Here is an 8,405-nt window from a genome sequence, read left to right as displayed (position 1 = left end):
AAGATCAACAACGAGGCACATCCAACCACACCCGAAGATCATTCTGTTACGGCCTCTTAGCTGGAGACAGGGCCCGGCCAAGGACCACTACGACCGACGCCGCGCCCGACGCGACCGCCCCGCGGCACCTGTTCAACCGCATGCTCGGCCAGCTCTACCGCTGCCTCCACACAGGACAGACCTACGACCACGGGTGCCGCGCCGGGCATCCGAAGCCGCCCCGTCCAGCGACTGCTGCCGCAACGTCTCGCACGCCGCGACGTGCGCGTCCATTCCCCGCGGCGCCGGTCTCGTGCTCCCACGTTCCCACGAAGTTCCCCGGCGTGTGGTCGAAGGGCAGCGCGGGATCGCGGGCGAGGTTCCGATCCCGGTACCGCGTGATCTCCTCCCGCCGCGTGCTGATCTCGCTCTCCAGCAACCGGATCACCTCGTCGACCGTCATGAACCCGGCGAAGCTCAACCGCGCGCTCAACTCCGGATCCTGGTAACGGGTCGGCGGGCGGTACGGCCCCTTCAACCAGTCCAGGAACACCGTGGCACCTTCGGCCGTCACCTCGTAGCGCTTCGCGTCCTGCGCCCCGGCCGCGGCTCCACGCTGTGGGTGACCCAGCCGCCGGCCTCCCTCTTCGACAGCGAGCGGTACACCTGGCTCATCTGCGTGTTCGAGCGCAGGAACCGGCCGAAGGTGTCCAGGTGCTCGGCCGCTGCACCAGCACGCCCAGCAGGATCGTCATCTGCGGTTCGCTACACCGGCGACCGGGTTTTTCACTGCTCGCTGGGCAGGCGGGCCGGGCGCAGCGGCTCATAGGTCCTGCCCGGCACGAAACGGCCGGGGCGGAAGTCGGCCAGTTCCGGGAAGTCCGCCCCGTGCACCTCGTCCGCCACGAGGCGTGCCAGGAGCGGAGCCAGCGTGATCCCGCTGTGCGTCGCGACGACGTAGAAGCCCTCCGCGGCGAACCCCGCCACCGTGAGCCCGTCGGCGGGCATCGCGCGCTGACCCACCCGGACCTTCTCGACCACGGCACCCTCCGCCCCGGTGAGCAGCGTGGGCAGGCGCTCGACCAGTTCCGCCCCGACCTTCCCGTCTGCGGGCACCTCGACCGCGGGATCGGCTTCCCCGTCGAGATCGAGCCCCTGCAGCAGCAGCCGCCCGCCCCCGTCCGGCCGGACGTTGAGCCGCGGGGTGGTGAGCACCCGCGAAAGCCGCGCCGGAACGGGCGCGGTGGTCGCGAGGAAGCCCACCGTGGCCGAACCGGGTGCTTCCGGGTCGGCCATCGGAACCGCCACCCCCGCCGCCCGCGCGACCCCGGCGGTCCAGCGGCCCGCGCAGCTCACCACGACGTCCGCGGAGTACCGCGAGCCGTCGGCGGTGCGCACCACTCCCCCGCCCACCTCGACGACCTCGGCCCCGTTGACGATCCGGACCCCGGCGTCCCTCGCCTCGCCGAGGAACCGGGCGAGCAGCAACGCGGGCAGCACGTGTGCCTCTTCGGGGTAGTACACGAATTCCGTGCCCGCCGGCTGCGGTGCCAGGTCCGGTTCGAGCTCCAGCGCTTCCTTCGCCGTCAGCCGGCGGACCGGGTAGTCACGGCTTTCGAGTTTCGCCACCCGGGCCAGCAGCACCTCCAGTGCGGCCCCGTTCGCCCACTCCAGGTTGCCGGTGGGGAAGAACCACGGCGCCGGTCCCCCGGCGAACTCGTGGTGCGCCCGCACCCCGGCGTGGTTGAGCGCGAAGTACGACTCCGGCTCCTTGTTGCCCGAGTTGACCCAGGCGAACGAGGTCCCGGTGGTCCCGGCGCCCGGGGTGCGGGCCTCCAGGATCGTGACCTCCGCGCCGCGGGCGGCCAGCCGCCCCGCGACGGCCGCGCCCACGACACCCGCACCGATGACGATTGCTCGCAAGATCCGTCCTTTCCGCGAAGTTCTCAGCGCGCGCTTTCGGTACCGAACAGCCGGGCGACCCCGACCACGCGCTCGATGACGACCACCACCACGGCGGCGAACAGCACCATCAGCGTGCCGACGGCGGTCACCGTGGGGTCGTAGTTGTACTGCAGGTAGTTGAAGATCCGGACCGGCAGCGTCTGCAGGTCGGTGGTGACGACGAACAACGCGACGGTCAGGTCGTCGAACGACGTGATCAGCGCGAAGAACGCCCCGGCGATGAGCGCGCCGCGCACCGCCGGCAGCGTGACGTGCCAGAACACGCGCAGCGGCCCGGCGCCCAGCCCCGCCGCCGCGAGCTCGGCGGAGCGGTCCAGCCCGGCGAGGCCGGCCAGCACCAGCCGCACGGTGTAGGGCACGGTCAGCACCAGGTGGGCCAGCAGCAGCGTCAGCGGGCTGGACGCCATGCCCAGCTGCGCGTACCACTGCAGCAGCCCGATGCCGAGCACGATCGTGGGCACCGCGAACGCACTGGAGAACACGTTGTCCAGCAGGCGCCTGCCGGGGAACGGGTAGCGCTGGATGGCCAGCCCCGCCGCCAGTCCCAGCGCGGTCGACACCACGGCCGCCGCCGCCGCGACGCCGAGGCTCAGCCCGAACGAGGCGAGGAATTCGGGGCGGTGGAACAGTTCCGCGTACCAGTGCAGCGTGATCCCCTTCGGCGGGAACGAGACGTAGCTGGTCGTGGTGAGCGAAGAGGCCAGCGTGACGAGCACGGGCGCGAGCAGGAACAGCCCCACGAGCGTGGCGAACACGGCACCGGGTACGCGCCTCATGCGAACGTCCCCTTCGCTCCGCGCCCGCGCAGCAAGCGGGCGTACACGGCCATGAGCACGGTGGTGACGACGATGAGGATGAAGCCGATCGCCGCCGCGTACGGCCAGTCCAGCGTCACCGTCGCCTCGGTGTAGACGAAGTACGGCATCAGCTTCACCGTCGGCCCGCCGAGGATCGCGGGCGTGACGAAACTCGACACCGTCAGGCTGAACACGATCAGCGAGCCCGCCAGCATCCCCGGCGCGGACAGCGGCACGGTGATGCGCCAGAAGCACGTCCAGCCGCTCGCCCCGAGCCCTTTCGCCGCGGGCACGAGCGTCGGGTCCATGCGGTCGAGGCTGCCCAGCAGCGGCAGCACCAGGTAGGCGAGCATCACGTGCACCATGCCGACGAGCACAGCGGTGTCGTTGTAGAGCAACTGGGGCGCGTCCAGCCCGACGGCCTCCAACAGCTTCGCCAGCGGGCCGTTCGGCCCGAGTACGACGAGCCAGCCGTACGCCCGGATCACCATGCTGACCAGCAGCGGGGACAGCAGGACCAGCGAGAGGTAGTTGCGCACCCGCGGCGAGCGGCCGCGCAGGTACAGCGCGAACGGGTAGCCGAGCACCAGGCAGCACACCGTGGTGAGCACCCCGATCCACAGCGTGTGCCCCAGCACCCCGCGGTAGAACGGGTCGCCGAGGAAGCGGGTGTAGTTGGCGAGCGTGAACGCGCCCTGCTGGGTGCGGAAGCTGTTGACGACGAGCGTGACCAGCGGGGCGGCGAACAGCAGCGCGAACGCGAGGATCGCGGGTCCGGCCAGCAGGTAGCCGGTGCGCCACGGGCGGGCTACTCGGGCCGGGCGGACACCGACGCGTGCTGCGACTGCCATGCGCACCTCACCTCCTCGCCCAGTGCCGGCACCGGCTCGCCGAACGGCAGGGTCGCCTCCACCGGACCGGCCACTGTGGACACCGTGCAGCGGACGCGGGTGCCGAGGAACCGCGTCGCCGAAACGGTTCCGGGGAGGCCGTCTCCGCTGGCCGAGACGCGCACCGCTTCCGGACGCACGTACAGCCGCACCGCCGCGCCCGGCGCGGGCACCGGCCCGACCGGGGTGGCCGACAGGACGTGCCCGGCCACCCGGCACCTGCCCTCGCCGAGCGCTTCGCCGTCGAACAGATTGATCTCGCCGACGAAACGCGCCACGAAGTCAGTGCCGGGGCGCAGGTAGACGGTCTCGGGATCGCCCAGCTGGTGCAGCACGCCGTCGGCCATCACCGCGATGCGGTCCGACACGGCGAGTGCCTCCTCCTGGTCGTGGGTGACCAGGATCGTGGTGGTGCCGATCCGGCGTTGCAGCGCCAGCACCTCGTCGCGGAGCCGGACGCGCAGCTGGGCGTCGAGGTTGGAGAACGGTTCGTCGAGCAGCAGCAGATCCGGTTCCACGACCAGGGCACGGGCGAGCGCCGCGCGCTGCTGCTGCCCGCCGGACAGCTGCCGGGGGTGGCGGCCGGCGAGCCCGTCGAGACCCACCATTTCCAGCGCTTCGGCGACCTTCTTCTTCCGCGTCTCCGCGGCGGTGCGGCGCATCCGCAGTCCGAACGCGACGTTGTCGGCGATCGTCATGTGCGGGAACAGCGCGTAGGACTGGAAGACCATGCCCATCGCCCGCCGGTTGGCCGGCAGGCTCGTCAGGTCGCGTCCGTCCACTTCGATCCGGCCGCCGTCGGGCAGCAGGTGCCCCGCGATCATGTTGAGCGTGGTGCTCTTGCCGCAGCCGGAGGGCCCGAGCAGGGTCAGGAACTCCCCCGGCTCGGTGCGCAGGTCGATCCCGCGCACGACTTCCTTGCCGCCCAGCGACTTCCGCAGTCCGCTCAGGTGCAGGCGGCCGCGGGTGCGGGCGGGCGCCGGTGTCTCGGTGACGGTGCTCACCGGTTCTCCACCTCCTTGTTCCACCGGTCGGTCCACGCGGCGCGCTGCTGGTTGATCGTGGTCCAGTCCAGCTTGCGCAGCTTCCCGAGATCCCCGGTGTCGACGACCTTGCCCGCGAGGGCCGGGTCGAGTGACACGCCCTGCACCACGGAACCGTCGTAGGTGGCCTTCGCCAGCTCCGCCTGCGCCTGGGTGCCGAGCAGGAACGCCACGAACTTCTGGCCCAGGTCCGCGTGCGGTGCCTTGTTCACCACGTTCGCCGTGGTCACCAGCGCGATGGCGCCGTCGTCGGGATAGCCGAACTTCACCGGGAAGTTCTTGTCCGCCAGCGTCGCCACGCGGGACACGCCCCAGACCGACGCCGCCGCCTGGCCCTGGAGGAAGTAGTTGGACACGTCGGCGGTGGTGTCGAAGGTGACGGCGTTCGCGGCGATGCGCCGGACCGCGTCGAAGCCCGGCCCGATGTCGGTCTCCGAACCGCCGTTCGCCCTGGCGGCGCCGACCAGCAGCCCGATGCCGTAGGTGTTGGTGATCGACGGCAGCACGAGCTGCCCCTTGAGCCGCGGGTCGGCGAGGTCGAGCCAGGTCCGGGGCTCGGGCACGCCGTGCTCGGCGAACCACTGGGGGTTGTAGGCCAGGCCGGTGGCCGTGAGCCCGAAGCCGACGCCGGTGTCCCCCGGCATCCTGGCGACGTCGGCGACCTGGCCGAGTGGCACCACCTTCGGGTCGACCGGCGTGAGCAGCCCGGCCTGCGCCGCCTGCGCCTGCGGGCCGTCGTCGATCAGCGCCACGTCGATCTGCGGGCTGCCCTGCTGCGCCTTGAGCTTGGCGACGGTGTCGCTCGACGCGCCGGGGATGTAGGTGACCTTGCAGGAGCAGGTCTTCTCGAAGTCCGGCAGGATCGCCTGCCGGAAAGCGGTTTCGAACGAGCCGCCGTACCCGGCGACGACGAGCGTGCCCGCGCTCGCCGACGGGTTCGGCGCGGCGCAGCCTGCCAGTGCCAGCACGGCGACGGCCAGCCCGAGAAAGCGTTTCCTCCGGCGCATGACTACCTCCTGGAAGGGTCAGAAACGGTGCGGGGACAGCGGCGCGATGGCACGCCTGGTGCCCCCGGACAGCACGAGATCGGCGGCGATGTCGCCGAAGACGGGGGCGAGTTTGAAGCCGTGTCCCGAGAAACCCGTGGCCAGCACGAGGTTTCCGGTGAGCGGGCCGAGCAGGCCGTGGCCGTCGGGGGTGAACCCGTCGGCGTAGGTGGCGACGCGGACGGGATCGGGCCGCAACCCGGGCAGGGTCGCGGTGACGGCGGCGTGCAGCCGGGCGAGCAGCTCGGGTTCCGCGCTGCGCGGCAGGCTTTCGGGGCTTTCCACGGGTGGCCAGCCACCTCCGTGGGCGTTCACCTTCACCCCGAACCCGTCGAGCGCGGGGAAGCAGGAGAACGCGTGCGCGCCGACCCGGATGGCGATCGGGCAGCGTCCGGGGTCGAACAGTTCGGCGTCGCGGCGGGGAAACCAGGCCGACGTGATGCGCCGCGCCTGTACCGGTAAGTGCGGCAGCAGCTGCCTCGCCCAGGCCCCCGGGGTGACCACGGCCGCGTCGAACCGCTCGGTTCCGGCGCCGGTGGTCACCAGCACCCCGGCACCGTCCGGTTCGACGGCGGAAACTCTGGTGCGGCACCGGAGTTCCGCTCCGTGCCGCTGGGCCTCGTCGACCGCGGTGAGCACGGCGGCCTCGGGCCGCAGGTACCCGGCTTCCCGGTCGAGCACCAGCACCTCGCCCTCGGCCAGCGGGTGCTCGGGCACCCGCCGGGCGGCTTCCCGTCCACTGAGGACCTCGACGTCCACTCCGGACTCCTGCACGGCGCGAACGACTGGGTCGTCCGCGGCGCCGACGGTCACGCCGCCCACCAGGTGGAGCAAGCGCGTGCCGCCGGCCCGTTCCAGCTCCGTCCACAACAGACGGGACTCGCGCAGCAACGGTACGTAGTGCGCGCCTTCCTTGTACGCGGTGCGGAAGATGCGGCTCTCCCCGCCGGAGGCACCGCGGTCGTGGCCGGGCGCGTAGGTGTCGAACCCCACGGCTCGCGCGCCGCGGGCGGCCAGGCGCCACAGCGTCATCGCGCCGACGGCGCCGGTGCCGAGCACGGCGACGGACGGACTGGTACTCACGAACTCACCTCCGGGCGGGGGTTTTCAGGGGAGATCGAGCGAGGTTTCGACGTAGAAGCGGGAGGAGTCGGCCGGCAGGATGGCCTGGAAGTGCTCGGCGACGGTGTCGTCGGCGGCCCAGGTGACGCGCAGCCAGCGGAACACCGGGGTGCCCTCGGGCAACCCGAACACCTCGGCGTGCGCGGCGTCCAGCGCGCAGGGCTCGACGTAGAGGCGCGACCGGGCGAGCGCGACTCCCCGGTTGCGCAGGTAAACGTGGGTGGTCGCGGACACGAGGTCCTGGTCGAGCAGGTCGGGGGCCAGGCGGAACGGCAGCACGGCCAGTTCGGCGACCACCGCGCGCCCGGAGTCCGGGCTGAGCTTGTGGCGCTCGACCTGCACGACCGCTTCGTCGTCGGGGAGATCGGGCAGCCTGAGCCGCGCGCTGCCCGCGCTCACCACCTTCGCCGAGATGACCCGGTGGTCACCGTGCATCTCGGGGCCGCTGAGCAGCAGACCGGCCGAGCGGAGCAGGTTGCGCTCGCTCGCCGTCTGCGCGACGAACGTGCCGCGCCGGCGGTACCGGACGAGCAGGCCCGCCGCGACCAGGTCACGCAGGGCGCGCTGCACGGTGATCCGGGAGACCCCGAACTCCTCGCCCAGCTCGGCTTCGGTCGGCACCCGCGTGCCGGCGGGCCACCGTCCCTGCGCGATCCGCGACTCCAGCTCCCGCCTGATGCGGGCGTGCAGCGGGAGGTCGCGGCCGGTCATGACGAGCAGTCTGCGCTGGAAGGATTTGTTATGTCAATACTGCGATTAAGCATGACTTATCCTCGTAACGCACGAAACCCGCTGGTTACCAGGGTTCCTGTCCGTCCTCGTCAGGGACGCCGGACCGGCGCGGCTCCAGGACGACCGGTCACCGGCAGGCCGTCACCACGCCCACGGCGATCAGCACTGGACGCCGCCGGGAGCGGGTGCCGTGCCGTGGTCCGGCACGCTCGGACGCACTAGGTGTTGCGCGTCGTGACGTTGGTGTCGGCTGACGGGGGCTGAGACGAGGGACGGGTCTTTCGGCGGCAGAATGAGAAGTGCGAGCAAGTCGTCCACCGAAGAGAAAGACCGTCCGTGCATCACTGTGACGCCCCGCTGTCGGTGGAGGGCCGTCGCCGGCTCGTCGCGCGTTGCCAGACCCGCCCGATCGCGCACATCGCCGCGGAGATGGGCGTCTCCTGCCCAGGCGCATCGAAGTGGGTCAACCGCCGGCGGCGTCACGGCGGGACCGGACTGCTCGACCATCCGAGCGTGCCGCCCCCACCGCCGAGGTCATGGCCCCGATCGAGCAGCGTGGTGGCCTTCATCCGCCTCCCGCCGCGCGTAGTGCGCTTATTCGCACCAGGAGTTGGTCGAAAATTCCGACGGCGGTCGTCAGGTCCCGGATCGCCACCAGGAACAGCTCCCGGTCGCCGGACTCGAAACTTCGCAGGCATTCGGCGCTTCCGGTTTCCGATCGGGTCAGTACCTGGTCCCAGGATTGTTGCGCATCCTGATCGGGAATGCGGAAGTAAGAGCGTGTCTCACTTGGATCTTGAGGGAGGTGTGGGCAAGATCGTGGCGTGATGG

General features: G+C 71.3%; 9 protein-coding genes and 1 pseudogene. 1 reads left to right on the top strand and 9 read right to left on the bottom strand.

Going from position 1 to position 8,405, the window contains the following annotated elements:
• Nucleotides 1-181: 181 nt before the first annotated feature.
• The 8 genes from ABFX51_RS27450 to ABFX51_RS27415 form a co-directional block, all read right to left on the bottom strand.
• Nucleotides 182-532, bottom strand: coding sequence for a hypothetical protein (locus tag ABFX51_RS27450; protein ID WP_346055343.1), 351 nt, complete (start codon nt 530-532; stop codon nt 182-184).
• A gap of 233 nt (nt 533-765) precedes the next feature.
• Nucleotides 766-1,902, bottom strand: coding sequence for an NAD(P)/FAD-dependent oxidoreductase (locus ABFX51_RS27445; protein WP_346055341.1), 1,137 nt, complete (start codon nt 1,900-1,902; stop codon nt 766-768).
• A gap of 23 nt (nt 1,903-1,925) precedes the next feature.
• A complete protein-coding gene (locus tag ABFX51_RS27440) occupies nt 1,926-2,720 on the bottom strand; it encodes an ABC transporter permease (RefSeq protein WP_346055340.1) in 795 nt (264 codons plus the stop codon).
• Nucleotides 2,717-3,592 carry an ABC transporter permease gene (locus ABFX51_RS27435; protein WP_346055339.1) on the bottom strand — a complete coding sequence of 292 codons (876 nt, stop codon included), beginning with the start codon at nt 3,590-3,592 and terminating at the stop codon, nt 2,717-2,719. The genes ABFX51_RS27440 and ABFX51_RS27435 overlap by 4 nt, the downstream gene beginning before the upstream one ends.
• Complete coding sequence (locus ABFX51_RS27430) at nt 3,550-4,635, bottom strand: ABC transporter ATP-binding protein (protein WP_346055337.1); 1,086 nt, start codon at nt 4,633-4,635, stop codon at nt 3,550-3,552. The genes ABFX51_RS27435 and ABFX51_RS27430 overlap by 43 nt, the downstream gene beginning before the upstream one ends.
• Nucleotides 4,632-5,681, bottom strand: coding sequence for an ABC transporter substrate-binding protein (locus ABFX51_RS27425; protein WP_346055336.1), 1,050 nt, complete (start codon nt 5,679-5,681; stop codon nt 4,632-4,634). The genes ABFX51_RS27430 and ABFX51_RS27425 overlap by 4 nt, the downstream gene beginning before the upstream one ends.
• A gap of 18 nt (nt 5,682-5,699) precedes the next feature.
• The gene (gene solA, locus ABFX51_RS27420) at nt 5,700-6,803 is read right to left on the bottom strand and encodes an N-methyl-L-tryptophan oxidase (RefSeq protein WP_346055335.1); all 1,104 of its coding nucleotides are present in this window, start codon (nt 6,801-6,803) and stop codon (nt 5,700-5,702) included.
• A gap of 24 nt (nt 6,804-6,827) precedes the next feature.
• Nucleotides 6,828-7,553: a GntR family transcriptional regulator gene (locus ABFX51_RS27415; protein WP_346055334.1), complete on the bottom strand. Its 726-nt coding sequence runs from the start codon at nt 7,551-7,553 to the stop codon at nt 6,828-6,830.
• Between the two features lie 357 nt (nt 7,554-7,910).
• On the opposite strand from ABFX51_RS27415, the pseudogene ABFX51_RS39695 reads away from it, so the two are divergent.
• Nucleotides 7,911-8,117: pseudogene (locus ABFX51_RS39695) on the top strand (IS481 family transposase); the annotation flags it as partial.
• A 22-nt stretch (nt 8,118-8,139) separates the two neighbouring features.
• Here the strand turns inward: ABFX51_RS39695 and ABFX51_RS39690 are convergent.
• The coding region (locus ABFX51_RS39690) for a hypothetical protein (protein ID WP_428832505.1) at nt 8,140-8,405 on the bottom strand (266 nt) is incomplete at its 5' end.

The sequence above is a fragment of the Amycolatopsis dongchuanensis genome (genome assembly GCF_039542405.1).
Lineage (GTDB): Bacteria > Actinomycetota > Actinomycetes > Mycobacteriales > Pseudonocardiaceae > Amycolatopsis_E > Amycolatopsis_E sacchari.
Note: the sequence above shows the minus strand (reverse complement) of the source record. Positions and strands in the feature narration are given on the sequence as shown.